Origin of the sequence: Hyphomicrobium sp. DMF-1 (assembly GCF_027886585.1) — a bacterium.
Classification (GTDB): Bacteria; Pseudomonadota; Alphaproteobacteria; order Rhizobiales; family Hyphomicrobiaceae; genus Hyphomicrobium_C; species Hyphomicrobium_C zavarzinii.
The window spans coordinates 2,726,508-2,751,093 of sequence record NZ_CP115706.1; the positions used below are offsets into that span (position 1 = coordinate 2,726,508).

Here is a 24,586-nt window from a genome sequence, read left to right on the forward strand (position 1 = left end):
CACTTACGGAAGAAGGGGGACACAACGGCCGGCGCCCTTTCTCCGGGGGTAGGCGCCTCAGAAGGCGGTGCCTCGATGCTGAAGCCCCTCTCCCTCCTCCTCTCCAACGTCGTCCGCGACGGCAACCTGACCTTCATCGACGCTCAAGGTGCTGCGCATGCCTTCGGCAACGGAGAGGGCGCCCCTGTCGTCGTGCGCCTCGCGGACCGGCGGCTCGAATGGCACCTGGCGCTCGACCCCGAGATGGCGGCGGGCGAAGGCTACATGAGCGGCCGGCTCAGGCTCGAAAAGGGAAACGTCTATGACTTCATCGCGCTGATGATGCGCAATCTCGCGGACCATCCGTTTCCCGGGTATTCCCAACGGCTCGCGTTTCTCCGGCGCATCCTGCGGCGCGCCGCCCAGTACAATCCCGCAGGCCGGTCGCGCAGTAATGTCGCTCATCACTACGATATCGATCCCAGGATCTACGATCTCTTCCTGGATCCCGACCGGCAGTATTCCTGCGCCTACTTCGCATCCTCCGGCCTGGGGCTCGCCGATGCGCAACTTGCAAAGAAACGGCACATCGCAGCCAAGCTCGCGCTCGCCCCCGGCCAGCGTGTGCTCGACATCGGATGCGGCTGGGGTGGCCTCGCGCTCTATCTCGCGCACACGACGGGCGCCCAGGTGACGGGCATCACCCTCAGCGAGGAGCAGCTCAAGATCGCGCGTGAGAGGGCGGATGCGTTGGAGACCGGGAGCGGCGCGCCGGCACCGGCTTTCGTTCTCAGCGACTATCGGGCCATCTCGGAGACGTTCGACCGCGTCGTCTCCGTGGGCATGTTCGAGCACGTGGGCCTGCCGCACTACCGCACTTTCTTCGATACGCTCGCAAAGGTGCTCACGCCGGGCGGCACCGCCCTTCTCCACACCATTGGCCGCACCGACGCGCCAGCGGGCACCAATCCGTTCATCGCGCGCTACATCTTTCCCGGCGGCTATATTCCGGCGCTGAGCGAGATCATGGGCGCGGTCGAGCGGTCCGGGCTCGTCGTGGCGGACGTCGAAGTGCTGCGGCTGCATTACGCCGAGACGCTGCGCGCCTGGCGGCATCGCTTTCTCGCGAACCGCCCCGCGGCCGTGGAGATCGCTGGTGAGGACTTCTGCCGGATGTGGGAGTTCTATCTCGCGGGATCGGAGTGCGCGTTCCGATTCCAGAATTTCGTAGTGTTCCAAATCCAGCTCACCCGGCGTGTGGATGCGTTGCCTATCACGCGGGACTACATGGGCGAACGCGAGCAGGATCTCATGAGGAGCGACGGCGAGGTGGCGCAGCGCCCGCTCGGCGTGGCGGCCCGCAGATCGGGATAAGTTGTGCAGCCCACGTGTTTTTTTGCGTTCGATTCGCCTCAGACAAGCGCGAAGTTCGAGGGGTGTGGGTAATGGGGACGGCGCAGCGGGCGGGCGCCTGCGTGCTCGCTGCGACTCGGGGCGCGAGCTAGGGTGCGCCCATGGCAAACGAAGCACTCCTCCAGTCCGAAAAACTGCGCGAAGCCGCCTCCGCGGCCGAGCCGATCCAGTTCCGTGAAGCACCGCACAACATCGAGGCGGAACAAGGTCTTCTCGGCGCGATCCTGATCAACAACGAGGCCATGGACCGGGTCTCGGCGTTCCTTCAGCCCGTGCATTTCTTCGATCCCCTGCATGGGCAGATCTTCGAGACGGCGGGCAAGATGATCCAGGCGGGCAAGCAGGCCACGCCGATCACGCTCAAGACGTTCTTCGATGCTGCCGAGCCCATCGACCAGCACCTCACCGTGCCGCAGTACCTCGGGCGGCTCGCCGCCAACGCGACCTCGATCATCAACGTCGAGGATTACGGACGCACCGTCTACGATCTTGCCGTGCGCCGCTCGCTGATCGTGCTCGGCGAGGACATCGTGAATTCGGCCTACGACGCGCCGATCGATTTCCCGCCCGAGACGCAGATCCAGGAGGCGGAATCGCGTCTCTACGAGCTTGCGGAAGGCGGCAAGTACGGCCAGGGCTTCATGACCTTCGGCACGGCGTTGACGCACGCCATCGACATGGCGAACGCCGCTTACGAGCGAGACGGACACCTCTCCGGCCTTTCGACCGGGCTCAACGACCTCGACAACAAGATGGGCGGCCTGCAATCGTCGGACCTCATCATTCTCGCCGGCCGTCCCTCGATGGGTAAGACGGCGCTCGTGACCAACATCGCCTACAACGTCGCGAAGGCCTATCGCTCTGAGAAGCAGTCGGACGGCACGGACAAGACGCTGGAAGGCGGGCGCGTCGGCTTCTTCTCGCTCGAAATGAGCGCCGAGCAGCTCGCTACCCGTATTCTCTCCGAGCAGGCAGAGATCGCGTCGGAAAAGATCCGCCGCGGCATGATCACGGAGGACGAGTTCCGGAAGCTGGTCGCCGTGTCGCAGGAGATGAGCCGCGCGCCGCTCTTCATCGACCAGACGGGCGGCATCTCCATCGCGCAGCTTGCAGCTCGCGCCAGGAAGCTCAAGCGGCAGAAGGGCTTGGAGCTTCTGATCGTCGACTATTTGCAGCTTCTCTCCGGCTCCTCCAAGCGGGGCGACAACCGCGTGCAGGAAATCACCGAGATCACCACCGGCCTCAAGGCCCTTGCCAAGGAGCTCGCTGTTCCGATCATTGCGCTTTCACAGCTCTCCCGTCAGGTGGAGCAGCGCGAGGACAAGCGGCCGCAGCTCTCGGACCTGCGTGAATCGGGCTCCATCGAGCAGGACGCCGACGTTGTCATGTTCGTGTTCCGCGAGGAATACTACGTCGAGCGGCAGAAACCGCGCGAGGGAACCCCGGAGTTCAACGATTGGCAGACGCAAATGATGGCGGTGTCGGGCAAGGCCGAGGTGATCATCGGCAAGCAGCGTCATGGTCCCGTCGGCGCCGTGCAGCTCGCGTTCGAGAGCCAGTACACGCGCTTCGGCAATCTTGCGCGCGAGTTCCAGCTCCCCGAGCGCTACGAGTGAGAGCCATTGCGGCCCAGGTCCGTCGAGGCGACGTGCGCGCGGCTCGCCCCTGTCGTCGCGCCGGCATTTCTCTCCCGCCAGGGCAGAGGGAAAGAGGCGCGGCATGATCGGGCTTTCGCTTCCGCCCGACGCGACGGGAATCATCACCATCGATCTCGATGCGCTGCAGGAGAACTGGCGCTCGCTCTCGCGACTGGTCGGGCCAGCCGAATGCGCAGCCGTGGTCAAGGCGGACGCCTACGGGCTCGGCGCCTCGGAGGTCATCCCGGCACTCGCGCTCGCGGGGTGCCGCACGTTCTTCGTCGCCACGCCCGAGGAAGCGCGCGCCGCGCGCCAGCTTGCACCTGCCGCGCGCCTGTTCGCGCTCGATGGAGTGTTGCGAGGCTCGGCGGCGCTGTTGAGAGCGGCGGACGTCGCGCCTGTGCTTTCGAGCCTCGAGGACGTGGAGGAATGGGCGGCCGAAGCGTCGCGCCATGGCGGACCGGTTCCCGCCGCGATCCAGATCGATACGGGCCTTCATAGGCTGGGCCTCGGCGAGGAGGAGGTGCGCGCACTCGCGGCGCGGCCGGACCTGCTCGCAGCGATCGACCTGCGTCTCGTGATGAGCCATCTCGCCTGTGCCGACGAACCGGACGATCCGCACAATGAAGCGCAGCGGGTGGCCTTCGAGCGGCGGCGCGCGCTGCTGCCGGCGGCTCCCGCAAGTCTCGCCGCGTCCGACGGGCTGATGCTGGGGCGCGCATATCATTACGATCTCGTGCGGCCGGGCTACGCGCTTTACGGCGGCCAGGCCTTTCGCGGCGGGGCTACTCCGGTGAAGCCGGTCGTCTCGGTGCGGGCGCGCATTCTGCAACTGCGCACGGTCGAGCCAGGCGCGTCCGTAGGCTATTCGGCCACGTGGCGGGCGGAGCGGCGGACGCGGCTCGCGATCGTGGCGGCCGGATACGCGGACGGACTTGCCCGTTTCCAGAGCGCGGCCTCCGGACAGACAGGCGGCAGCGTTCTCGTGCGCAACACGCTCGCGCCGATCGTCGGGCGTGTGTCGATGGACCTCATCACCGTCGATGTCACGGACGTCGAAGGCGAGGTGAAGCGCGGCGATCTTGTTTCTCTGATCGCGCCCGATCTTCCCATCGAGGCCGTCGGCAAGGCGTCCGGCACGATCGGCTACGAGGTTCTCACCCGGCTCGGCCCGCGTTTCGTGCGCTCTCATACCGGCGGAGGGGCGTGAGAGATGGCCAAGGCCGCGAAATCGAGCTTCGTCTGCCAGAGCTGCGGGGCGATCTCCGCGCGCTGGGCGGGCAAATGCGGCTCATGCGGCGACTGGAACACCATCGTCGAGGAGATGGCGTCGCCGCCCCCGCCGGGGACCGGGCTCGCCAAGGCCAGCAAAGGGCGGGTGCTCACGCTCGAAACGCTTACGGGGGCACCTCAAGAAGCCCCTCGCCTGCTCACGGGCATGCCGGAGCTCGACCGCGTCACCGGCGGCGGCATCGTGCCGGGCTCGGTGCTGCTGATCTCGGGCGAGCCGGGCATCGGCAAATCGACGCTGCTGCTTCAGCTTGCGGCCTCGCTCGGGCGCGCGGGGCGGCGCGCGATCTATTTCTCTGGCGAGGAAGCCTCGGCCCAGGTGCGGCTCCGCGCGAGCCGCCTCGGCCTCGCGGATGCACCGGTCGCGCTCGCCGCCGAGACGAGCCTCACCAATATTCTCGCGACGCTTGCAGCCGAGCCCAAGGCCGATCTCGTCGTGATCGATTCCATCCAGACGCTATGGACCGACGCGCTCGAAGCCGCGCCCGGCTCCGTGAGCCAGGTGCGGGCGGCGACGCAGTCGCTCGTCCGCTACGCCAAGTCTGCGGGCTGCGCGCTGCTGCTCGTCGGACACGTCACCAAAGAGGGCCAGATCGCCGGGCCCAAGGCGGTGGAGCACGTCGTCGACACCGTGCTCTCCTTCGAGGGCGACCGGGGGCATACCTACCGTATCCTGCGCTCCACCAAGAACCGCTTCGGCGCCACGGACGAGATCGGCGTGTTCGAGATGGCGGGCGCCGGGCTGCGCGAGGTCGCCAACCCTTCCGAGCTTTTCCTCGGCGAGCGCGACATCAAGGCGCCGGGCACCGCGGTGTTCGCTGGAATGGAAGGCACGCGCCCGATCCTGGTCGAGATCCAGGCGCTCGTCGCGCCTTCCGGCCTCGGCATGCCACGCCGCGCGGTGGTCGGCTGGGAGCAGAGCCGGCTCGCGATGCTGATCGCGGTGCTCGAGGCGCGGTGCGGCGTCTCGTTCGCCCATCACGACGTTTACCTGAACGTGGCGGGCGGGCTTCGCATCATGGAGCCTGCGGCCGACCTCGCGGCCGCTGCCGCTCTTCTCGCCTCGCTCTCGAACCAAGCGCTCGATCCTCAGCAGATCCACTTCGGCGAGATCTCGCTTTCGGGCGCGGTGAGGGCAAGCCCCCACATGGGGCTCCGCCTCAAGGAGGCCGCCAAGCTCGGGTTCACGGAGGCCGTCATCCCGGCCAGCGGCGACCCGAACGCCGACGGGGCGAAGCTCACACTTCGCAGGATTTCCCATCTGAAGGAGCTTGCGGAGGACCTTCTCCCATGCGACTGAACGGCCAGGGACACTCAAAGATATCGCTTATAATGCCGCTTCCCGCTTTTGGAGGAGCCTAGATCATGATCGGGCCGCTCACCTATCTCGACGCCGCCGTGCTCGCGGTCTGCTTCATTTCCGCGCTGCTCGCCATGTACCGCGGGCTCACGCGCGAGCTGATGTCGATCCTGTCGTGGATCGCGGCGGCCGGTGCCACCCTCTATTTCGTGTTGAATCACAAGAAGGTGGCCGAGGACATGGCCGCCCAGCTCAACACGCAGGTCGCGGTGGCGCAGATTGCCATCGGCGCGGTCATCTTTTTGATTGTCCTCATCATTGTTCACTTGATCACGGCCCGCATCTCGGACACGATCCTGGATAGCAGCGTCGGCATGATCGACCGCATCCTGGGCTTCCTGTTCGGACTGGCCCGCGGCTTCCTGCTCGTCGTAATCCCTTACATGTTCTACGCTTCTTTTGTTCCGGACGAGCAGAACCACCTGCCATGGGTGCGCGATGGTCTGTCCACGCCCTATATCAGGGCCACCGGAAACGTGATCCGGGGTGCGCTCGAGACCTATATGCCGACCACTCTGTCGCAGCCTCCGGCCCCCAGTGAGCCCCCTGCGCAATAGGCGGTGACAGATCCGCGACATTCGCAACAAAGCTCTTTAACAGTCCTTCGATTATCATATATTCCGCGCATGCAACGGCGGTGTAAGACCCTCCGGATGTGTGCGACGAGCACCCGTTGCGTGTACTTGCGTAAGAAGTTGCGGCGGATGCTTTAGCGGGAGGCAGCCATGACGCACGATCACGCGCCCAAATCCGGGAGCGAGGAATTTCCTGATTTCGGCCTGTCTCGGATGGGCGACGACAGACTCCGCGAGGAATGCGGAGTCTTCGGTGTTTTTGGACACCCCGAAGCGGCTGCGATCACGGCGCTCGGCCTCCACGCCCTTCAGCATCGCGGCCAGGAAGCAGCCGGCATCGTGACCTACGACGGCAAGCAGTTCCACTCGGAGCGGCGCCTCGGTCTCGTCGGCGACAACTTCAACGAGGCGGGCGTCATCCATCGCCTGAAGGGCAGCATGGCGGTGGGTCATAACCGCTACTCGACCACCGGCGAGCCCGCCCTCAAGAACGTCCAGCCGCTCTATGCGGATATCGATACCGGCGGATTTGCCGTCGCCCACAACGGCAACCTCACCAACGCCCTCACGCTCCGCCAGGAGCTGATCAGCTCCGGCGCCATCTTCCCCTCCACCTCGGACACCGAGGTCATCCTCCACCTTCTCTCGCGCTCCAAGAAGCGGCGCATGGTCGAGCGCTTCGTCGAGGCGACGCGGCAGATCGAAGGCGCCTGGGCGCTCGTCTGCCTCACCAACGACATGATGATCGGCGCTCGCGATCCGGTCGGCATCCGTCCGCTGGTGATCGGCAAGATCGGCGATGCCTACGTGCTCGCCTCGGAAACCTGCGCGCTCGATATCGTGGGCGCCGAGTTCCTGCGCGAGGTCGAGAACGGTGAAGTCGTGGTGATCACGGAAGCGGGGCTCGAGAGCCATCGCCCTTATCCGCGCCGCCCCGCGCGCCCGTGCATCTTCGAGTACATCTACTTCGCCCGCCCCGACAGCATCATCGGCGGTCGGTCGGTCTATGACGTGCGCCAGCAGATGGGCGTGCAGCTCGCCCGCGAGACTCCCGTCCAAGCCGACGTCATCGTGCCCATTCCCGACTCGGGTGTGCCCGCCGCGATCGGCTTTGCGCGCGAATCCGGCATTCCGTTCGAGCTCGGCATCATCCGCAACCACTATGTCGGCCGCACCTTCATCGAGCCGGAGCAGCAGATCCGGGCGCTCGGCGTGAAGCTCAAGCATTCGGCCAACGCGGGCGTCATTCGCGGCAAGCGCATCGTGCTCATCGACGACAGCGTGGTGCGCGGCACCACATCGAAGAAGATCGTGCAGCTGATGTACGAAGCGGGCGCCAAGGAGGTGCACATGCGCATCTCCTCGCCGCCGATCACGCACTCGGACTATTACGGCATCGACACGCCGAGCAAGAAGGCGCTGCTGGCCGCCAACTACGATCTCGAAGGCATGCGCGCCTTCATGGGGGCCGACAGCCTGGCGTTCCTCTCCGTGGACGGCATCTATCGCGCCGTGGGCTACGAGGGCCGCGATGCGCGTGCTCCACAGTTCACCGATCACTGCTTCACCGGCGAGTACCCGACCGAGCTGACGGACCAGAACGGTCTCGCCGGCACGCGCCAGCTCTCGCTTCTCGCGGAAGTGGGCTAGCCCCGGCAGGCGGCCCCCTCCTCTCGTTCCTCCCCGCGCCGAGAGCGTCGGACTGGGCCGCGCCTCGAAGGCTGGCTCGCCCGTTTTTGAGCGCGCGTGGTGCCCGGAGCGATAGCTATCCGGAGAGCTGGTGTAGCGCCGCCCTAGACTTGCATATGACCCTCTAGAACAAATCCGGCCCTGCGGCGTGCTTTCCTCTTGGAAACTAATCCGAGAGGCGGCACTTCTCTGCCGCAAGCTTCCCGGCTTACAGTCTCCTTCTTGGCTCACGATAAAACCAACGCGCTTCCGCCCGGAAGACGCCTGAAAGGCCAGTCATGGCATCGCGCCCCCGCTTCAAGGACCGTCTCGCCCTCGTCACCGGCGCGTCACGAGGGCTCGGCCGTGAAATGGCGCTGGCGCTGGCGCGCGAGGGGGCTCACGTCGTCATCTGCGCTCGCTCGGCGGGTGCTCTCGAAGAGCTCGACGACGAGATCCGCGCGGTGGGCGGGCACGCGACGATCCTGAAGCTCGACCTGCGTGCCGCCGATCGCATCGACCAGCTCGGTCCGGTGATCTACCAGCGCTGGGGCAAGCTCGACGTTCTGGTCGCGGCCGGCGGCATTCTCGGCTCGCTCTCGCCGCTGCCGCATGTGAGCGCCGATGCCTGGAACTCCGTGCTCGACATCAATCTCACGGCCAACTGGCGCCTCATCCGCACGCTCGATCCGCTGCTCAAGCGGTCTGACGCGGGCCGTGCGCTGTTCGTCACGTGCGAAGCGGCTCACGGAAACGACGCGTACTGGGGGCCGTATGCCGTTTCGAAAGCCGGGCTCGAGGCGCTGGCCAAGACCTACGCGCAAGAGCTCGCGAACACCAATGCGCGCGTTGCGCTGCTCGACCCCACGCCCATGCGGACCGGCCTCCGCGCCAAGGCGTTCCCGGGCGAGGACAAGAGCAAGCTCGCAGATCCGGCGCAGGTTGCGGCCTTCGCGCTTCCCCTCCTCCTGCCTGCCTCCGAGCTCAATGGGGACGTGGTGCGCTATCATCCGGACGGCGCGGCCGCGTCGCTCGCAGCCAGCAACGACGCCTGAGCTTAGCAGCGCGAAACTGCCCAATGCGCGTGCTTCGGCATTTGAACCTCGGGCCTGCCTTCGACGTGTCTGGACCCCGATCTTCATCGGGGTGACGTTGAATGTACGCTGTCGGTCCCACACCCCGATGTCATCCCGGCGCAGGTCGGGATCCAGACGGCATTCGTCCACGCGTTGAGGCGTGGTGTTCGAGATGCCTCATCTCGGTCTCGACCGTCACTTGTCGGATTGCTGGCAATCGACGCGTTGGGACATGGGACTCTCAGGCCTGCCTTCGACGTGTCCAGGCTCATGCCTTCGCCGGAGTGACGCCGATGTGGGAGCGGCACGGCCGAAGTTCGCCTGTCAGACTTCGATCACCATGTTGTCGTAGGCGGGTTCGACGTTTGCTGGAAGCTCACGGCGCAGCGCCTCGTAGTCGAGATCGCCGGTCATGTGGGTGAGGATGGCGCGTTTGGCGCGGAGACGCGCAATGTGCTCCAGCGCCTCCTTCACGGAGAAATGGCTGGGATGGGGCGTGTAGCGCAACGCGTCGACGATCCAGAGATCCAGGTCTTCCAGCAACGCCACCGAATCGAGCGGCAACGCCGACACATCAGGCGAATACGCCACGGAGCCGAACCGGAACGCGAGGCTTTCTATATCGCCGTGGAACTGGCGGATGGGCAGCACATCGATCGGACCGCCCGCGCCCTCGACGCTGATCATCTCGCCCGGGGTCAGCGTTTTCGGGACGAGGATCGGCGGGTAGGTGGAGCCGGCCGGCGTCTCGAAGCAATAGGCGAAGCGGGTGACGAGACTTTCGCGCGTTACCGGATCGAAATAGCAGGGCACGCGGCTCTTCATGGCGTAGGCCACCATGCGCAGGTCGTCGATACCGTGCGTGTGATCTGCGTGGTCATGCGTGAAGAGCACCGCATCGAGTGCGTCGGCGCGCACGGAGAGAAGCTGCTCGCGCAGATCCGGCGGGGTGTCGATCAGGATGCTGGTGACGCCGCCCGGGCCGCGCCGCTCGACCAGCATCGCGCAACGGCGGCGGCGGTTCCGGGGGTTTTGCGGATCGCATCTGCCCCACATGGCGCCAATGCGCGGCACGCCGCCGGAGGACCCGCACCCGAGGATCGTGAGACGCAGGCTCATGGGGCGGCCATCTCCGCCGTCTGCGGCCGCCGCGCCTTGGTGTAGAGGCGGAAAAAGTTGTCGGTCGTCGCGCGCGCGATCTCGGCTTCCGAGACGCCACGGATGCGCGCGAGAGCGGACGCGGTATGCACGACGTAGGCGGGCTCGTTGGTCTTGCCGCGATAGGGCACGGGCGCGAGGAACGGCGCGTCGGTTTCGACCAGGATGCGATCGAGCGGCACGTCGCGCGCGATCTCCTGCAACGCTTCCGTCTTCTTGAAGCTGATCACGCCGCTGAAGGACACATAGAGACCGAGATCGACGGCCCGCAGTGCCAGCTCGCGCCCGCCGGTGTAGCAGTGAAGCACGGCGGGGAACGCGCCTTTCTTGTGCTCGTCCTCAAGGATGGCGAGCGTATCGGCGTCGGCTTCGCGCGTGTGGATCTCGAGCGGGAGGCCGGTTTCTCGCGCCGCCGCGATGTGGGCACGGAAGCCTTCGGCCTGAGCCTCGGGGCTGCCGTTCTTGTAATAGTAATCGAGGCCCGCCTCGCCCACCGCCACCACCTTCGGATGCTGCGAGAGCGTCACGATCTCGCTCGACGGGATGCCGCGCTCCTCGTCCGCGTTGTGCGGGTGGGTGCCGACGGAGCACCACACATCGTCGAAGCGCTCCGCGACGGCGAGGATCTGATCGAACTTCCGGATGCGGGTTGAGATGGTGACCATGGTGCCGACGCCGGCCGCTTTCGCGCGCGCGACCACACCCGCGAGATCTGGCGCGAACTCGGGGAAATCCAGGTGGCAGTGGTGGTCAACCAGCATCGGGCACTCCTCCCTCGCCCTCTTAACGGAATGCGGTGGGCAAGGGGTTGATTTAGGTCGTCTCGGGCTTTCCGCCCTTCTTCTGCTTCGGCGGCTTGGGCGCAGGGGCGGGCTTCGCAGCCTCCTCCGGATCCACGTAGCGCGGGAAGACGCCCTGCGGCTCGGGGATCGCGGCGCCGGGCACAAGGCGGCCGGCGGCTCCGAGCTTCGCGAAGGCGCGCGCCTCCGTATCGCCAGGCAGCAGCAGGTCGAGCAGCTTGCCCGCAAGCTCCGGCATAACAGGCTGCGCGAGGATGCCGAACTGGCGCACGATCTCGGCCGTCACATAGAGAATGGTCTCCATGCGCTTGGGGTCCGTCTTCTTCTTCGCCCACGGCTCCTCGGCCGCGAAGTAGCGGTTGGCGTCCGCGATCACTGCCCACACGGCGTCGAGGTAGCGGGTTATCGCCTGCTTATCCATCGCGGCGCGGGCTTCGCCATAGAGGGCGTCCGTTGCCGCGAGGATCGCGCTGTCCTCAGCCGTGAACGCGCCGGGCTCCGGAATCTTGCCGTCGCAGTTCTTGTAGATCATCGACAGCGAGCGCTGCGCGAGGTTGCCGAGGTTGTTCGCGAGGTCGGCGTTGATGCGGTTGGCGATGGCCTCCGGCGAATAGTTGCCGTCCTGGCCGAACATCACCTCGCGCAGGAAGAAGTAGCGCAGCTGATCGCGGCCATAGGCGCGCACGAGATCGAACGGATCGACCACGTTGCCGACCGACTTCGACATCTTCTCGCCCTTGTTCAGCACGAACCCATGCGAAAAGATGCGCTTTGGCAGATCGACACCCGCCGACATCAGAAAGGCCGGCCAGTAGACGGCGTGGAAGCGCACGATGTCCTTGCCAATGACGTGCACGTCCGCCGGCCAGAAGTCCGCGCGCGGCCCGACCGGCTTGTTGAGGAGGCCGGTCGCGGTGACGTAGTTCGTCAATGCGTCCACCCACACGTACATGACGTGGCCCGGCGCATCCGGTACGGGAATGCCCCAGTCGAGCGTCGAACGGGAGATCGAAAGATCCTCGAGCCCGCTCTTCACGAAGCTCACGACCTCGTTCCTGCGCTCCACGGGCAGGATGAAATCGGGATTGGCGTCGTAGTGGGCGAGCAGGCGATCCTGGTAGGCGGAGAGGCGGAAGAAGTACGTCTCCTCCTCGTTCCAGTCGACGGGCGTGCCCGTCGGGATGGCGTAGCGCACGCCTTCGCGGACCTCGGTTTCCGATTCCTTGTAGTAGGTCTCGTCGCGCACCGAATACCAGCCGCCATACTTCTTCTTGAAGATGTCGCCGGCCTTCTCCATGCGCCGCCAGATCTCCTCGCACGTCTCGTAATGACGCGGCTCGGTGGTGCGGATGAAGTCGTCGTTGGAGAGGCCCAGAGTGGCGGCCATCTCGATGAACCGCGCGGCGTTGCGGTCGGCCAGCGCGCGGGGCGTCAGCCCCTCCTTCACCGCCGTTTGCTTCATCTTGAGGCCGTGCTCGTCGGTGCCCGTGAGGAAGAACACGTCCTTGCCATCGAGACGCTCGAAGCGTGCGATGGCGTCGGTGGCGATTGCCTCGTAGGCGTGTCCGATGTGGGGAACGCCGTTGGGATAGGAGATCGCCGTGGTGATGTAGAATTTAGCTCGCCCGCTCATGGGACCTCTTGGAGACTTGGTTGTCGCCGGGTTTCACTGGCCGATCGTTCACGCTGCCGAACGCGCGCGGACAAGCCGTCACATTCGGCCGGGGCGCATCGGCACTGACATGAACCGGGTCATCGTCGAGCGGGCCTTCACTGGTAAAACCGTTCACGTGCGCGCGGCCGCCTCAAGGCGGGTAAATACGTCGAGGATCAGGGCCTTCCGGTCGAGGTTGAGGGCCGCCGTCTCGGCTTTGTCCGCGGCCACTCTTTCCCATAAGCCGGCCCAGGTGGCAAGCCGAGCGGGGCCGATCAACCGCCGCGCAAGGGCAATTTCGGCCGGATCCCCCTCGCCCCGGGCCTCCGCGTTGACGAGACGGGCCACCCAGTCGGTCAAAAGCTCGAAGAAGAGCTCGTAGCGCTGGTCGGCCGCCTGGCTGGACAGTTCGTCCCCCAGCGCGTGGACGGCACCCCAATCCACCGTGGGCAGACCGCTCAAGATAGCGGAGATGCGGTCGTGGAGCGCGAGCCCCTTGGCAGCGTGCAGCGACAGGACACGGCGCACGCTTCCGCCCGAGAGGCGCGCCAGCCGTTCCCATTCCGAGGGGGTGGGGGCGCCGCCCGATACCTCCTCCCCGCTCGCCGCGAAGGCCTGGGTCACGGCGCGGCGCAGAGGCTCCTCCGCCAGCGGGGCCAAATCGAGCGTGCGCACGCGCGAGCGGATCGTGACGAGAAGGCGTCCCGGAGCCGACGAAATGAGAAGGAACACGGTGCGCGGCGGCGGCTCCTCGAGCGACTTCAGGAGCGCGTTGGCGGCCGAGATGTTGAGCTCGTCCGCCCGGTCCACGATCACAACGCGCCAGGCGTCGTCATCTGTGGTGCGGCCGAGGAAGGTCTTGAGGCGGCGCACCTCGTCGACCGGGATGCTCGCCGGGAAGCGCTTGCCCTTCTGATCGTAGGCGCGGCGGATGACGAGCAGGCCCGGATGGGAGAGCGCGAGAACCTGGCGGAAAGCGCGCGTCTCCGGCGCGACGTCGAGGGTCCCGGGCGTTCGCTCGGCGGGATCGGCCAGCACGTAACGGGCGAAGCGATAGGCGAGCGTGGCCTTGCCGATGCCTTCCGCGCCTGCGACCAGCCAGGCGTGATGCATGCGGCCGGATGCGAACGCGGCTTCGAGCATGTGCTCGGCGGCCTCGTGGCCATAGACGCGCTGGGTGGCGCGCGGGTGCGGAAAGCCTTCGAGGCGATCGGCCTCGGGCAGCTCCTCGATCTCCTGGACGGCTGGAGCGCGGGCCATCGCTATGGGGCCTTCACAAGGAAACGCTCCGCGACCGTCCGCCAGATTTCCCCGGCGATGGTGTCGGGATCGCGATCGGCGTCGATCAGGAGGCAGCGCGCGGGCTCGGCGCGGGCGATCTCGCGAAACCCCTCCCGCAAGCGGCGATGGTAATCTGTGCTCTGCGCGTCGAAGCGCGAGAGGGCTCCGCGGGCCTCCGCCCGCTTCAGGCCGACCTCGGCGGGAAGATCCATCACGAAGGTGAGATCCGGGACCGTGGGCGCGACGGAATGGCTCTCGATGGCGCCGATGAGGTCTCGCGGCACGCCGCCGAGAAGACCCTGATAGACCCGCGTCGAATCGATGAAGCGATCGCAGACGACCCACGTTCCATGGTCCAGCGCCGGACGGATGAGCTTGCCGACGTGCTCGGCGCGTGCCGCCGCGAAGAGCAACAGCTCCGTCACGGGCTCCGGCGAAGAATCGAGCACGAGGGCGCGCACGCTCTCGCCCAGCGGCGTGCCGCCGGGCTCCCGCGTCACAACGGTCTCGATACCGCCGTGGCGCAGCCGTTCGGCCAGCCGGGCCACCTGGGTCGACTTGCCGGAGCCTTCGCCGCCCTCGAATGTAATGAACAGTCCACGTGCCATGCGGCGGAGACTAGTGGGTCGCCGCCCGAGATCAAGCAAATCCCCGCAGCTCATGCCTGGCGGTGAAGAAATGGACACCACAAGCACCTCACCCTGGATGACCGGGTCGAGCCCGGCCATGTTATGAGGGGCGATGCGGGGCTATGGCCTGAATGGCGCCCCTACGTTACACGTTTCTGGACCCGATCTTCATCGGGGTGACGGAGAGTTTTGGCAACGCGGTCCTACAAGACGTCGCGTCTCGCGAAACAAGCGTCATCCCGGCGCAGGCCGGGATCCAGAGGCGCTGCGGATGTTCCGCCAATCGTGTGGTCGCGCGAGCCGCGGGTGGCTCACGTCGACCGGTCCCAAGATCAAAAGACGTAGTCGCAGGCCCCGTTCGAGCCATGATGTAGACGTAAAACGCATTCGCCACGCCCCCTCCGCCATGGCTGCCCTCCGAGGCGGCCATCCACCAGCCACCTTCACCCGCGCATCCCGCCGAAAAATCAGAGCTTCACAAGGCGCAAGGCCAGATGGAGGAGTGAGTCCACGCCGCGCCACATGAACCCGGCCTCGTCGACGTCGATTTCCGCGTAAAGCGGCGTCTCGCTCACGGCGATGGGCTCCGGACTGCCGGGAACCGTGCTGGTGACGCGGAACATGGCCACCTGATCGCCCTTCCGGACCGGCGGCTTCAAGGGACCCTGATAGACGATCTCGCCGCGGATCTTCTGGTTCACCGGGAACTTCGGCAGGATGACCTCGAGATCGCCCTCGCCGGTGAGCGGCACATAGAAATCGGTGCCGCCCCAGACGCGCGCATAGCCGATCGCCTCTCCGGCGTTGAACAGCTTGGCGCGGGCGACACTCTTCGCCCCCCACTCCAGCATGCGCCGCGTCTCGTCCCGGCGGTCCTTCTCGTTTTCGAGGCCCATGATCACGCCGATCAGGCGGCGTCCCTCGGTCACAGACGACACGACCATGCCGTAGCCCGCCTGCGAGGTGTGGCCCGTCTTCATGCCGTCGACGCCGATATCGGCAGAGAGAAGCGGATTGCGGTTGTAGAACTTGTGCTTGCGATACTGAAACTCGCGCTGGCCGAAGACTTTGTACTGCTCGGGATACTTCTTGATGATGTAGCGGGCGAGCAGCGCGAGCTCGCGCGCCGTCATCAGGTGCTCGGGGTCGTGGAGCCCGGTCGAATTGCGAAAGGTGGATTTCGGCAAGCCGATGCGCCGCGCCTCGGCCTCCATCATCTTCGCGAACTCCGGCACGGAGCCCGCCATCCCTTCCGCGACGGTGATGCAGGCATCGTTGCCCGACTGCACGACGATGCCCTGGATCAGCTCGCTGATGGGCGTCTTGTTGTGAATCGGAATGAACATCGCCGAGGTGCCCGAGGGCGCGCCGCCGGTGCGCCAGGCGTATTCGCTGGTCTGGAACTCGTCCTCCGGCTTGAGCTTGCCCTCCTTCAGCGCCTTGAACAGCACCGCGAGCGTCATGAGCTTGCTCATGCTGGCGGGAGGAACGAGCTCGTCGGCCGATTTCTGAAAGATGATGGAGCCCGAATCGTAATCCATGAGGATCGCGTTCGGCGCCTTGGTGGTGAAACCGCCCGACTGCTGGGCGTTGGCAACGGACAGTAACGCCGGCAGCAGGCCAAGCAGCACTGCGGCAACCGTCATCATCCGTGTCATGAGCAGGGTCCTCGCCGGAGGGGCAAACCGGCGTTAACTATGGCGCCCCCCGGCCGCGAGTCAATGCGTGGGAGCCCCTAGAACGGTCTCGCGTTTTTCGGAGCGCGCACGGGCACTTGCCTTACTGCGACGTCGCGTTCGTGGAGGTCTGCCAATCCTTGGCGTTCATCGAGATGGTGCCCGACTCGAACGCGCGGGCGTCGTAGAACGGCAGGAGGCGCTCGAAGCTGACGGAAATCGGCTTTGCAGGCGTGGACGTGCCGAACAGAGTGTTCTTGCTCTCGGCCTGTGTCACCGTCAGGGTGAATTCGTAGGGTCCGACCTCGCGAATGATCTGCTCGGGCTTCTCTTCCTCCCCCCGGGTGTAGAACAGCAGCGACTCCGTGCGGCTCGTGCGCCCGGCGAGCGAGATGGGCGCGAAGCCCGTGTAGCTGCGCGTGCGGGTGCGATCCATCGACCAGACGCCGAACTCGGCGGCGTAGAAGTGCTTGGTCTGTTTGGTTCTCGGATCCGTCACGGCGAGATCGAGCTGCAGGACGGTGCCCGTCTCCGCGCCGTCGTTGGTGATCGTCACGGGGATCGAGATCATCTCGAAATTGGTGTTGGTATAGGGCGCGGCGTAATAGATCACGCGCGGCACGAACACCTGAAGGTCGGCACTCTTGAGGGACGTGTCCCACAGGCTGTAGCCCGAAAACAGGACAGCGACCGCCGATAGCACCGTCGCGCCGAGGCCGCCGGAAAACCGTGTCGCATTTTCGACGGCGATATCCGAGCCGTCCTGAACGCCTTTTGCTGCAGTACGAAATACCATGTTCTTCCCCCAAGACGTGCGGATGGCCGCCGGCCATTCTCGATGCCGGTGCAGCGCGTGCGCTGCCTCCGGCCCCCTGACGGTCGCATGGTCAAACCAGCAATCCGGCGAAGGTGTGGCCCGCCGCGATCATGGTGCAGTGCAGCGCATCGTTAATGGGGAAATGGGGGTGGGTAGGTCCCAACACCACCCCTTAGTGTAGGACGATTGGCAGCGTCGCCAGACCATTGCCCGGCGTTTTGCGCGTGCCTATACCACAGCCTCACAAATCGAGCATTCCACCGGCTTTCCAAGCGACCCTGCTTCCTGGAAAGTGCGAAGAGTGGAGGCCTTGGGGGAAACGAACGAGATGCACAGAAACAAGGTCATTTCTGCCGACGAAGCCATCGCCCGCATCAAGGACAACGACGTCATCGCCACGACGGGCTTTGTCCAAAGCTGCATTCCGGAAATGCTGCATGCCGCGCTCGAGAAACGGTATGTCGAGACGAAGGCGCCTCGCGATCTCACCCTCATCATGTGCGCGGGTGCTGGCGACAGCAAAGGGCTGGGCACCGGCCGCCTGCATCACGACGGACTTCTGAAGCGCGTGATCGCCGCCAACTTCGGCCGCATGCCGAAGGTTGCGCAGGCCGCGCAGGACAACAAGATCCAAGGCTACAATCTTCCCCAGGGCGTCATCTCGAAACTCTACCGGAGCTGCGCTTCCGGAAGCCCGGGCCTCTTCACGCGCGTCGGCCTTCACACCTACGTCGACCCGCGTCTCGGCGGCGGCAAGGTCAACACCGTCACCAAGGAAGACCTGGTGAAGCTGGTCGAGGTCGATGGCAAGGAGTGGCTGTTCTACAAGGCGACGCCGATCAACGTCGCGCTCATCCGTGCGACCAGCGCCGATCCGCTCGGCAACCTCAGCATGGAGAAGGAGTGCCTGACGCTCGACGTGCTGGCGCAGGCGATGGCCGCGCACAACAACGGCGGCGTCGTCATCGCGCAGGTCGAGCGGCTCGTCGCCGACGGCTCGATCAAGCCGAAGGACGTGAAGGTGCCGGGCATTCTCGTCGATTGCGTCGTGGTGGCGGATCCGCCCGAGATGCATCGCATGAACTACGGCGTCATGTACGATCCCGCGCTCGCCGGCGAGGTGCGCGTCACCGTCGACAGCCTGCCGAAGATGGAGCTCGACGAGCGTAAGATCATCGCGCGCCGGGCCGCGTTCGAGCTGCCGCCGAACGGCGTCATCAACCTCGGCGTCGGCGCGCCGGACGGCGTCGCGAACGTCGCCAACGAGGAGAAGGTTACGCCGCTGCTCGTCATGACGACGGAAGCGGGCGCGGTGGGCGGCGTGCTCGCGGGCGGATCGAGCTTCGGCTCATCGGCCAACGCGCACTCGATCCTCGATCAGAACCAGATGTTCGACTTCTACCACGGCGGCGGTCTCGATCTCACCTGCCTCGGCATGGCGGAGTGCGACAGCCTCGGCAACGTCAACACCTCCAAGTTCGGCGGCAAGCTGAACGGCTGCGGCGGCTTCATCGACATCTCGCAGAACTCGCGCGCGGTGGTGTTTGCCGGAACGTTCACGGCGGGTGGTCTCGAAGTCGCTGTCGAGGACGGCAAGCTCAAAATCGTCAAGGAAGGCCGCGCACGCAAGTTCGTGAAGCAGGTCGAGCAGGTCACCTTCTCCGGCACCTACGCCGCGCAGAAGGGGCAGCCCGTGATCTATGTGACGGAGCGTTGCGTGTTCCTGCTCACGGATCACGGCCTCGAGCTGATCGAGGTTGCTCCGGGCATCGACATCGATCGCGACATCCTTCCGCACATGGCTTTCAAGCCGCATATCCATCGGCCGATCACGATGAACCCTGCGCTCTTCCGCGACGAGCCGATGGGTCTTTTGGCGGATCTGCTCAATCTCAACCTCAAGGACCGCATCAGCTACGACGCTGCCCGCAACGTTCTCTCGATCAACCTCGAGGCTTGGAGCGTGCGCAAGAAGGCGGATGTCACCGACCTTCAAAAGGCGATCATCGACGCGTGCACGGCCGCGGGCCGCCGCGTCAACGCCATCGTCAACCAGGACGGCTGCCGGATCGCGGAAGACCTTTACGACGAGTACGCCGACATGGTGGCGTATGTGAGCAAGCACCACTATGCGCGCATGGCCCGCTATGCGACGAGCGTGATCACGCGCACGAAGCTGCAGGACGCGCTGCGCCGCCGTGGCCTCGAAACGCGGGTCTACGAGAATGCGGACGAAGCCTACAAGGTGATCGAAGAAGCGGTCGCCTCGTAACGCGCATGCCGGAACCGAGAGAGGGCTCGCCTGATTGGCGGGCCCTTTTTTATTGTCCGCCGCGAGACTTCACACCACGGCCTCGCTGGGCGCGCGTGCATTGAGTGCCTCGGACAGGATTTCGAGCGCCTTGGCGAGTTGCATGCGGTTGCGCGCGGCGCCGAGCGCGATGCGAATGGCGTTGGGGGCGGGACCGTCCACGGCGAACGCTTCGCCTGTCACGACGGCGAGGCCTCTCCCATGGAGATGCGCGGCGAAGCCCGCTGCGGACCAGCGATCGGGAATGGGCAGCCATACGTGATGACCGTTCGGATGCGCAGTGAAGGGGTGGCCTGCGAGTGCGTTTCGCGCCAGCGTCTGGCGCTCTTTCGCTTCAGTGCGGATCGCGGCGATGATCTCGTCCGCCGTGCCGTCCCGCAGCCATCGCGTCACGACCGCAGCCATCAGCGGGGCGGGCATCTGCACGGTGGCGCGCAACGTCGTGCAAAAGCGCGCCGCGATTGCGCTATCCGGCACGACGACAAGCGAGGTGCGGAAGCCCGGCGCGATGCATTTCGAGAGGCTCGCCGCGAGGTACGCGCGCTCCGGAACGAACGTCGCCACCGGTGGAAGGCCCGGGCAGAGAAACGTATAGGGATCGTCCTCGATCAGGGTGAGCCCCCGCTTGCGGACGACCTCGGCAATGCGCGCCCGGCGCTCGGCCGGCATGGTGGTGGTGGTCGGATTGTGGATCGTCGGCATCAGGTAGACGACCTTGGCCGCGTGCTCGCGCGCCGCCCGGTCGAGGGCTGCCGGCTTCAAGCCGTCGGCATCGCTCTCGACGCCGATCAGCGTGATACCTGCCACGGCGGCTGCGGCCTTGAGGCCCGGATAGGTGAGCCGCTCTGTGAGCACGGCACCGCCCGTGGGAACCAGCATCTGAAGCAGGCAGAAGAGTGCCGGTTGCGTGCCCGGTGCGATGACGAGGCGGTCGGAGCCGACGGCGGGGAAAAGACGATGCAGCCATTCCGCCGCCACCTGCCGCTCGGCCGACGTGCCGCCGGGCTGCTGATACGTGAGATAAGCCGCGAGGCTCTGCTCCGCCCGGATCTCGGACAGGGCCTTGGCCAGACGGCCGTCGAGATCAGCCTCTGCCGGTTGCGGCGGCAGATTCATCGACAGGTCGATGCCGGGAGATGCGGGCGCGCGAAGCGTGCCCGGGCGCGACCTGACGAACGTTCCGCGGCCCACGCGCGCTTCCGTCAGGCCCTGGCGCCGTGCTTCCGTGTAGGCGCGCGTCACCGTTGTCAGGTCCACGCCCAGCGCCGTCGCAAGCGCCCGATGCGTGGGGAGCGCCTGTCCTTGATGAAGGCGGCCGGAGGCAATGTCATCCGCCAGCGCATTGACGATGCGCTGGTAGAGCGGACCTTGGCGGTCGGAGATTGTAGGCGTCCAATCCATACAAGTGGGTCATATCGCGCGTTGCGAACCCATACAATCCGCATTAAACATCGAAAATCAATAGTTCAAAAATCGACCAGCGGGAGGTCTCGGGATGACCACGTCAGAACCGTCCATGCAAGTGGCGTTGATGCGCGGGGCAACCTGCAAGTGTCCGCAGTGCGGCGACGGACGCCTGTTCGGCAAATTCCTCAAGGTTGTTCCAAAGTGCGATAGCTGTGGCGAAGAGCTTTATCACCACCGCGCCGACGACATGCCGGCCTACATCGTTATGTCGATCGTCGGTCATATCGTCGTGGGACTGGTGATGTGGGCCGAGTTCACGTATGCGCCGCCTGTGTGGGTTCACTGGGCGCTGTGGCTGCCGCTCACCCTCATCCTGACGCTCGCGCTCCTGCAGCCCGTGAAGGGCTTCATCGTGGCGCTGCAGTGGAAGCTGCGCATGCACGGCTTCGGCACCAGCCGAGCAGCACTCGCGCCCGTGCGCACGCAGGCCTCGTAAGGCGCTCAATCCTGCGCGCGATGGGAGCTAGGTTCAAAAGCCCATCGCGTCGCGTTTCGCGATCCTTCTCGAAAGCCCCCATTCGGTGAGCGCCCAGCCCGACAGCCTGTCCTGGCGCCACGCGCTCCTCGCCCTGGCGGTGACGGCCGTGTGGGGATCGAACTTCGTCGTCATCCACGCCGCGCTCGAGCATCTTCCGCCGCTGCTGTTTGCGGCGTTGCGATTTGCCTTCTCGCTTCTGCCGGCGGCGCTCTTCCTCAAACGTCCCGCGGTTCCCTGGCGCAATCTCGCGGCCTATGGACTGCTCGTCGGCGCTGGCCAGTTCGGCCTTCTCTACATCGCCATGAACGGGCACATCACGCCCGGCCTCGCCTCGCTCGTCGTTCAGACGCAGGTGTTCTTCACCATCGGGCTCGCGACGATGATCAGCGGCGAACGCGTTCGTCCCTTTCAGGTTCTGGCGCTCATCGTGACGCTCGCTGGCGTCGGGATCATTCTTCATCACACCGACAAGACGACGACCGCGCTGGGGCTCGGGCTCGTGCTGGTGGCCGCCGCAGCGTGGGCCGGCAGCAACATCGTGGTGCGGGCGACGCCCAACGCGGACATGCTCGCCTACGTGGTGTGGGCGAGCCTCTTCGCCGTGCCGCCGCTGCTCGCCTTCTCGCTCGCGTTCGAGGGCTGGCCGCAGATCCGCGCCGGCCTTGCTTCGGCGGATGCGGTCACGTGGGGTGCCGTGCTCTGGCAAGCCATCGGCAACACGCTCTTCGGCTATGCCATGTGGGGCTGGCTGCTGTCTCGCTATCCCGTCGCGGCCGTCGCTCCGATGGCTCTGATGGTGCCGGTATTCGGAATGGGGTCGTCGGCGCTGGTGCTGGGCGAACCGCTGCAGAGCTGGAAGCTTCAGGCAGCCGGTCTCGTGATGACGGGTCTTGCGATCAACCTGCTGTGGCCGCGGCTCCGGGCGCGGCTTGCTGCGGTGACGTCTCTTCCTCTGCCGCCTTCGGCACGGTGAACCCGCCTTCCGTCACCATCCGGGCGAACAGCCCTTTCCCCGCCGCCAGCGTCTCGAAGCGTCCGCGCTCGACGATCCGGCCCTGATCCAGAACCAGGATTTCGTCGGCGTTCGCGACGGTCGAGAGGCGGTGCGCGATGATAAAGGTGGTGCGCCCTTTCCGCAGGCGGTCCAGGGCGCGCTTGATGCGCGCTTCGGTCTCCGCGTCGAGCGCGCTCGTCGCCTCGTCGAGCACGAGGATCGGCGCATCCTTCAAGATGGCGCGGGCGATGGCGATGCGCTGACGCTCGCCGCCGGATAGCGCGACGCCCCGCTCGCCGATCACGAACCCATAGCCGCCGGGCTTGCGCGCGATGAAGTCGTGTGCCTCCGCAAGGCGCGCGGCGGCTTCCACCTCTGCGAGCGTCGCGCCCGGGCGGCCGATGGCGATGTTGTCGCCGATAGAGCGATTGAACAGGCCCGCATCCTGAAACACGACGGCGATGGACTGGCGGAGCGAGTGCAGCGTGACATCCGCGATGTCGTGGCCGTCGATGAGGATGCGCCCCCGGTCGGGCGCCCTCAGCCGCATGAGCAGCGAAAGGGTCGTGGATTTGCCGGATCCGGTGGGCCCGACGAGCGCGATGGTCTGGCCCGGCGCGGCCGTGAGCGCTATGCCGCCGACGCCCTGCTCGGTCCCCGGAAAGCGGAAGCTCACATCCTCGTAGCGCACCTCGCCGTTCACTTGCGGCAGCGGCGGGGCGCCCGGCTTCTCCGCGATGCCGTCCGGCTCGTCGATGAGGGCGAAGTAACCCTTGAGGACGGGGGCCTGACGATGGATCGCGGTGATGAAGCCCGAGATCTGATCGAGCTTCGAGATGAGAAGGTTGGCGAAGCCGACGAACGACACGATCTCGCCGACGGACAGCTCTCCGCGTCCCGCGAGCACGGCTCCCATTGCGAACACCGCGACCATCGTGATGGTGGCGGCGGCGCGCTGCAAGACAGTGAGGATGCCCCACCAGGTGAGCACGGGATACTGTGCGGAGAGCAGGTCGCTCATGACGGCGCGCATGGCGTCCGTCTCCGCCTTGAGGCGCGCGAAGCTCTGCACCACCGTCACGTTACCGATCACATCACCGACGCGCCCGTAGACAGCCGAGTTGTATTGCTCGACGTTGGCTTGCCCGGCCTTGGTCTTGCGCATGACGTAGGTGTTCATGACGACATAGGAGACCGCGAGCACAGCCAGGATGGCCGCCATGCGGATGTCCATGCCGATGGCCGTCGGCACCAGCAGGACGATGCCCGCGACTGCGGTCAACTGCTCGCGCATGGCGCCGAGCCACAGCCAGAACAGAGCATCCGTGCCCTGCAGGATAGAGCGTACGACGGCGCCCGAGCCGCGCTCGGCGTGATAGCCCTGCGGCAAGGTCATGGCCCGCTCGAACGCCTCCGCCATGGCCGCGAGGTGGCGGCGATGCGCGAGACGGTCAGCGAACACGGCGACCACGACGCTTGCGAGGATCCCGAACAGGCCCAGCGCCGCCCAAAGCGCGATCGTCGGAAACGCGGCGTCGCCGCGCGAGAGGGTGTCGACGACGCGGCCGAAGAGGATGGGCTCGGCGAGCTGCACGAGGCCTATGGCGACGGACGCGACGGCAAGAACAACGGCGAGCGTCTTCTCGGCTGCGAGCATGCCGAGCGCGCGCTGGTAAAGGCGGATGAGGTCCATCTGGCGTCGAGAAATCCCCTGTGCCGTCCGCTTTGTGCGGCAGCACATCTTAGACGGGGATCACCCAGGGTGGAATTGCGGCATTCGTGCGAGGGGCGCGAGCGCGATCCCCGCGGCTTTGCTCAGGGGACGACGATGGCGTGGCGCAAATCGTCGATGGCGTAAGGCTTGGCCACGATGGCGGCGTTGGCGAAGTGCGGAGGGAACGTGAGCTGGTCGCCGTAGCCCGTCGCGAAGGCGAAAGGGATGGCGAGCTCGCGCAGGCGGTCAGCAACGATAAAGCTTTTCTCGGTTTCGAGATTGACGTCGAGAAGGCAGAACTCCGGCGGCTGCAGCGTGATTGCGTTCAAGGCGTCCAGAACGTTCTTCGCCGTGCGCACGCTGATGACGCCGATCTCGCGCAACATGTCCTCCGTATCGAGGGCGATGATGAAATTGTCCTCGACCAGCAGCACGTCGGCAGGCGTGCGGGTGGTTGGAGTCGGCAGGTCGTTCGGCGTGTTGCCCATTGATGATTGGCTACCTCATATGGAAGGATGCGGACTTGGATCGGGGTCAGCGCATCCTCTTCCGCCGCAGGGCCAGCAGAGGCTGCATCATTGGTGCAACGGAGCTTGCGACCGCCCTCAG

The 24,586-nt window shown here is 65.9% G+C and carries 20 protein-coding genes; 10 read left to right on the forward strand and 10 right to left on the reverse strand.

All coding sequences use genetic code 11. The features are described from left to right. Nucleotides 1-75: 75 nt before the first annotated feature. The 7 genes from PE058_RS12435 to PE058_RS12465 all read left to right on the forward strand — a co-directional run bounded on the left by PE058_RS12435 (nucleotide 76) and on the right by PE058_RS12465 (nucleotide 8,977). A complete protein-coding gene (locus PE058_RS12435) occupies nucleotides 76-1,353 on the forward strand; it encodes an SAM-dependent methyltransferase (RefSeq protein ID WP_271028528.1) in 1,278 nt (425 codons plus the stop codon). A gap of 140 nt (nucleotides 1,354-1,493) precedes the next feature. Beyond that, a complete protein-coding gene (locus PE058_RS12440) occupies nucleotides 1,494-3,008 on the forward strand; it encodes a replicative DNA helicase (RefSeq protein ID WP_020086623.1) in 1,515 nt (504 codons plus the stop codon). A gap of 103 nt (nucleotides 3,009-3,111) precedes the next feature. Then, a complete protein-coding gene (gene alr, locus PE058_RS12445) occupies nucleotides 3,112-4,239 on the forward strand; it encodes an alanine racemase (RefSeq protein WP_020086622.1) in 1,128 nt (375 codons plus the stop codon). Between the two features lie 3 nt (nucleotides 4,240-4,242). Then, nucleotides 4,243-5,619, forward strand: coding sequence for a DNA repair protein RadA (radA, locus tag PE058_RS12450; protein ID WP_271028529.1), 1,377 nt, complete (start codon nucleotides 4,243-4,245; stop codon nucleotides 5,617-5,619). Nucleotides 5,620-5,684: 65 nt separating this feature from the next. Continuing rightward, nucleotides 5,685-6,236: a CvpA family protein gene (locus PE058_RS12455; protein ID WP_271028530.1), complete on the forward strand. Its 552-nt coding sequence runs from the start codon at nucleotides 5,685-5,687 to the stop codon at nucleotides 6,234-6,236. Between the two features lie 168 nt (nucleotides 6,237-6,404). Further along, a complete protein-coding gene (purF, locus tag PE058_RS12460; RefSeq protein ID WP_020086619.1) occupies nucleotides 6,405-7,904 on the forward strand; it encodes an amidophosphoribosyltransferase in 1,500 nt (499 codons plus the stop codon). Nucleotides 7,905-8,221: 317 nt separating this feature from the next. Next, nucleotides 8,222-8,977: an SDR family NAD(P)-dependent oxidoreductase gene (locus PE058_RS12465; protein WP_271028531.1), complete on the forward strand. Its 756-nt coding sequence runs from the start codon at nucleotides 8,222-8,224 to the stop codon at nucleotides 8,975-8,977. 345 nt (nucleotides 8,978-9,322) lie between these two features. On the opposite strand, the gene PE058_RS12470 is transcribed toward PE058_RS12465, so the two are convergent. From PE058_RS12470 to PE058_RS12500, 7 genes are all read right to left on the reverse strand, one after another. Then, nucleotides 9,323-10,117, reverse strand: a complete 795-nt coding sequence (locus PE058_RS12470; protein ID WP_020086617.1) for an MBL fold metallo-hydrolase — start codon at nucleotides 10,115-10,117, stop codon at nucleotides 9,323-9,325. Next, a complete protein-coding gene (locus PE058_RS12475) occupies nucleotides 10,114-10,917 on the reverse strand; it encodes a TatD family hydrolase (protein ID WP_020086616.1) in 804 nt (267 codons plus the stop codon). The genes PE058_RS12470 and PE058_RS12475 overlap by 4 nt, the downstream gene beginning before the upstream one ends. Nucleotides 10,918-10,969: 52 nt before the next feature. Beyond that, nucleotides 10,970-12,589: a methionine--tRNA ligase gene (gene metG, locus PE058_RS12480; RefSeq protein WP_271028532.1), complete on the reverse strand. Its 1,620-nt coding sequence runs from the start codon at nucleotides 12,587-12,589 to the stop codon at nucleotides 10,970-10,972. Nucleotides 12,590-12,742: 153 nt separating this feature from the next. Beyond that, nucleotides 12,743-13,870 (reverse strand): DNA polymerase III subunit delta', encoded by a 1,128-nt coding sequence (locus tag PE058_RS12485; protein WP_020086614.1) that lies wholly within the window; start codon nucleotides 13,868-13,870, stop codon nucleotides 12,743-12,745. A 2-nt stretch (nucleotides 13,871-13,872) separates the two neighbouring features. Then, complete coding sequence (gene tmk / locus PE058_RS12490) at nucleotides 13,873-14,499, reverse strand: dTMP kinase (protein ID WP_020086613.1); 627 nt, start codon at nucleotides 14,497-14,499, stop codon at nucleotides 13,873-13,875. Between the two features lie 488 nt (nucleotides 14,500-14,987). Then, nucleotides 14,988-16,178, reverse strand: a complete 1,191-nt coding sequence (locus tag PE058_RS12495; RefSeq protein ID WP_271028533.1) for a D-alanyl-D-alanine carboxypeptidase family protein — start codon at nucleotides 16,176-16,178, stop codon at nucleotides 14,988-14,990. Nucleotides 16,179-16,299: 121 nt separating this feature from the next. Further along, a complete protein-coding gene (locus PE058_RS12500; protein ID WP_020086611.1) occupies nucleotides 16,300-16,992 on the reverse strand; it encodes a hypothetical protein in 693 nt (230 codons plus the stop codon). A gap of 349 nt (nucleotides 16,993-17,341) precedes the next feature. Here PE058_RS12500 and PE058_RS12505 point away from each other — a divergent pair, with 349 nt between their 5' ends. Continuing rightward, on the forward strand, nucleotides 17,342-19,285 hold the full coding sequence (locus tag PE058_RS12505) for an acyl CoA:acetate/3-ketoacid CoA transferase (protein ID WP_271028534.1): 1,944 nt from the start codon (nucleotides 17,342-17,344) through the stop codon (nucleotides 19,283-19,285). Nucleotides 19,286-19,354: 69 nt separating this feature from the next. On the opposite strand, the gene PE058_RS12510 is transcribed toward PE058_RS12505, so the two are convergent. After that, complete coding sequence (locus tag PE058_RS12510) at nucleotides 19,355-20,725, reverse strand: aminotransferase-like domain-containing protein (protein WP_271028535.1); 1,371 nt, start codon at nucleotides 20,723-20,725, stop codon at nucleotides 19,355-19,357. 94 nt (nucleotides 20,726-20,819) lie between these two features. Between PE058_RS12510 and PE058_RS12515 the strand changes: the two genes are divergently transcribed. Continuing rightward, entirely contained in the window at nucleotides 20,820-21,227 is a 408-nt protein-coding gene (locus PE058_RS12515) for a DUF983 domain-containing protein (RefSeq protein ID WP_020086608.1), read from the forward strand. A gap of 85 nt (nucleotides 21,228-21,312) precedes the next feature. Then, entirely contained in the window at nucleotides 21,313-22,242 is a 930-nt protein-coding gene (locus tag PE058_RS12520; protein ID WP_271028536.1) for an EamA family transporter, read from the forward strand. Here PE058_RS12520 and PE058_RS12525 read toward each other — a convergent pair. Together PE058_RS12525 and PE058_RS12530 are read right to left on the reverse strand one after the other, a co-directional pair. Beyond that, nucleotides 22,166-23,956, reverse strand: coding sequence for a glucan ABC transporter ATP-binding protein/ permease (locus PE058_RS12525; RefSeq protein ID WP_271028537.1), 1,791 nt, complete (start codon nucleotides 23,954-23,956; stop codon nucleotides 22,166-22,168). The genes PE058_RS12520 and PE058_RS12525 overlap by 77 nt on opposite strands. A gap of 122 nt (nucleotides 23,957-24,078) precedes the next feature. After that, a complete protein-coding gene (locus PE058_RS12530) occupies nucleotides 24,079-24,465 on the reverse strand; it encodes a response regulator (protein WP_020086605.1) in 387 nt (128 codons plus the stop codon). Nucleotides 24,466-24,586: the final 121 nt, after the last annotated feature.

What these genes read in the sequence shown, in the direction of transcription:
- PE058_RS12485 (WP_020086614.1), bottom strand. Translation starts at nt 13,870, where the DNA reads ATGGCCCGCGCTCCAGCCGTCCAGGAGATCGAGGAGCTGCCCGAGGCC.
- PE058_RS12515 (WP_020086608.1), top strand. Translation starts at nt 20,820, where the DNA reads ATGACCACGTCAGAACCGTCCATGCAAGTGGCGTTGATGCGCGGGGCA.
- alr (WP_020086622.1), top strand. Translation starts at nt 3,112, where the DNA reads ATGATCGGGCTTTCGCTTCCGCCCGACGCGACGGGAATCATCACCATC.
- PE058_RS12530 (WP_020086605.1), bottom strand. Translation starts at nt 24,465, where the DNA reads ATGGGCAACACGCCGAACGACCTGCCGACTCCAACCACCCGCACGCCT.
- radA (WP_271028529.1), top strand. Translation starts at nt 4,243, where the DNA reads ATGGCCAAGGCCGCGAAATCGAGCTTCGTCTGCCAGAGCTGCGGGGCG.
- PE058_RS12435 (WP_271028528.1), top strand. Translation starts at nt 76, where the DNA reads ATGCTGAAGCCCCTCTCCCTCCTCCTCTCCAACGTCGTCCGCGACGGC.
- tmk (WP_020086613.1), bottom strand. Translation starts at nt 14,499, where the DNA reads ATGGCACGTGGACTGTTCATTACATTCGAGGGCGGCGAAGGCTCCGGC.
- PE058_RS12455 (WP_271028530.1), top strand. Translation starts at nt 5,685, where the DNA reads ATGATCGGGCCGCTCACCTATCTCGACGCCGCCGTGCTCGCGGTCTGC.
- PE058_RS12470 (WP_020086617.1), bottom strand. Translation starts at nt 10,117, where the DNA reads ATGAGCCTGCGTCTCACGATCCTCGGGTGCGGGTCCTCCGGCGGCGTG.
- PE058_RS12505 (WP_271028534.1), top strand. Translation starts at nt 17,342, where the DNA reads ATGCACAGAAACAAGGTCATTTCTGCCGACGAAGCCATCGCCCGCATC.
- PE058_RS12510 (WP_271028535.1), bottom strand. Translation starts at nt 20,725, where the DNA reads ATGGATTGGACGCCTACAATCTCCGACCGCCAAGGTCCGCTCTACCAG.
- PE058_RS12495 (WP_271028533.1), bottom strand. Translation starts at nt 16,178, where the DNA reads ATGACACGGATGATGACGGTTGCCGCAGTGCTGCTTGGCCTGCTGCCG.
- PE058_RS12440 (WP_020086623.1), top strand. Translation starts at nt 1,494, where the DNA reads ATGGCAAACGAAGCACTCCTCCAGTCCGAAAAACTGCGCGAAGCCGCC.
- PE058_RS12525 (WP_271028537.1), bottom strand. Translation starts at nt 23,956, where the DNA reads ATGGACCTCATCCGCCTTTACCAGCGCGCGCTCGGCATGCTCGCAGCC.
- purF (WP_020086619.1), top strand. Translation starts at nt 6,405, where the DNA reads ATGACGCACGATCACGCGCCCAAATCCGGGAGCGAGGAATTTCCTGAT.
- metG (WP_271028532.1), bottom strand. Translation starts at nt 12,589, where the DNA reads ATGAGCGGGCGAGCTAAATTCTACATCACCACGGCGATCTCCTATCCC.
- PE058_RS12465 (WP_271028531.1), top strand. Translation starts at nt 8,222, where the DNA reads ATGGCATCGCGCCCCCGCTTCAAGGACCGTCTCGCCCTCGTCACCGGC.
- PE058_RS12475 (WP_020086616.1), bottom strand. Translation starts at nt 10,917, where the DNA reads ATGCTGGTTGACCACCACTGCCACCTGGATTTCCCCGAGTTCGCGCCA.
- PE058_RS12500 (WP_020086611.1), bottom strand. Translation starts at nt 16,992, where the DNA reads ATGGTATTTCGTACTGCAGCAAAAGGCGTTCAGGACGGCTCGGATATC.